The organism is Lutibacter sp. B1 (genome assembly GCF_012524075.1).
Lineage (GTDB): Bacteria > Bacteroidota > Bacteroidia > Flavobacteriales > Flavobacteriaceae > Lutibacter.
Genome location: NZ_JAAZUI010000081.1, coordinates 1 through 1,590, shown reverse-complemented (window position 1 = coordinate 1,590; position 1,590 = coordinate 1). Strand labels below are relative to the sequence as shown.

The following is a 1,590-nucleotide window of genomic DNA, read 5'->3' as shown; positions in this document are numbered from 1 at the left end:
AAGGGACTTCCCTAAAGGAACAGATTTTAACCTCATTGACGAAAAACAGCTCTTAAAACTCGAACATAAACTAAACAACAAACCCAGAAAAATCATTGGGTATAAAACTCCTAAAGAAGTATTGGAATCTGAATTAAAAAACGTAGCTTAGTAACTATTAAAAATTAAAACGCTTTGTTGCGTTACAACATTGAATGCAAGAATATGACAAAAAGAAAAGCTATAAGTAAAAAGATTAGATTTGAAGTTTTTAAAAGAGACAGTTTTACTTGCCAATATTGTGGAAAGAAAGCACCAGAAATTGTCCTTAATATTGACCATATCGAACCTGTGAAAGAAGGTGGAAATAATGAGTTATTTAACCTAATAACAAGTTGTTTTGATTGCAATAACGGAAAAAGAGCTAGAAAGTTAAATGATAATTCCGTTTTGACTAAACAACGAGACCAACTTGAAATAATTCAACAAAGAAAAGAACAAATTGAATTAATGCTTGAGTGGAAAAAATCTTTAGAAAATGTTGAAGTAGATTATATTCAAATAATTATAGATTATATTAATAGTAAAATTAAACCAAATACGCTCAATGAAAATGGAAAAACCAATGTTGTTGGGTGGTTGAAAACTTTTAAAGTTGAGGAAATTTTAGAGGCTATTGATATTTCCGCAGAAAAAAACTTGAAATATTATACTGAAGAAATATATCAAGAAAGTATTGAGATTTTTATGTCAAAAATTGGCGGAATCTTACGTGGAAAAAGGATGAAACCTATTCAACAGAGAATTGCTTACATTAATGGCATTGGGAGAAATAAAATGTATGATTGGGAAAATGTTACTGCAAAAATATTACTTAATAAATACACAAAATTATTAGAAAATTATGGATGGGAAGAAATTCAAATATTGGAATATTTAGATAGAGAAATTCAGCCTTTTACAATAGAATCAAAAAATTGGACTAATTGGAAAAATCAAATTGAAAATTGGATTTTAAATGTTAATCAATGGGAAAGAGATGATGAAATTGAATTTAATGAATTCATTTCCGAAAATGAAGAGAAAATAAGTATAGACGAGAAAATTATATTAGATTTTAATTTTATCCAAGATAATTTACAAGTTTTAATCTTCTTTGGCAGTTTGTTTCCAGAATTTAATGAAAATAAATTTAAAACTGACTATTATGAATTGATAACTTCTTTTTTCAATTTTATGAGAGAAAATTATATAAAATTGATATTTTAGAAAAATTCAACTTTTCAGAATTAAAATTAAATAAAAGAGATTCAGAAAAAATAATGAAAAAACAAGAGAAGAACATAATAAATGCCTGCTTGTAACAACTCATAAAATTTATGCTTACATTTAAACTAAATAACAAACCGACAAACATCCAACTAACGATTTGCTACAACCGAAAAATCTCCGATTTTCCAGTCGCACAAATCTTATAAAAGCCCGTTGTATTTAATATGATCAGCCTTTTGGGTTCCAAATAGACATTTTCGGACTCATTAAAGATAGGATTAAGTACAATTTTTAAAATACTAATGAAAGAGACATTTATGGAAGTTTCGACTCAAACTG

General features: G+C 26.9%; 1 protein-coding gene. It reads left to right on the top strand.

Going from position 1 to position 1,590, the window contains the following annotated elements; all coding sequences use genetic code 11:
• The first annotated feature begins 204 nt into the window (after nt 1-204).
• Complete coding sequence (locus tag HGB55_RS14870; RefSeq protein WP_168817845.1) at nt 205-1,248, top strand: HNH endonuclease; 1,044 nt, start codon at nt 205-207, stop codon at nt 1,246-1,248.
• Nucleotides 1,249-1,590 lie beyond the last annotated feature (342 nt).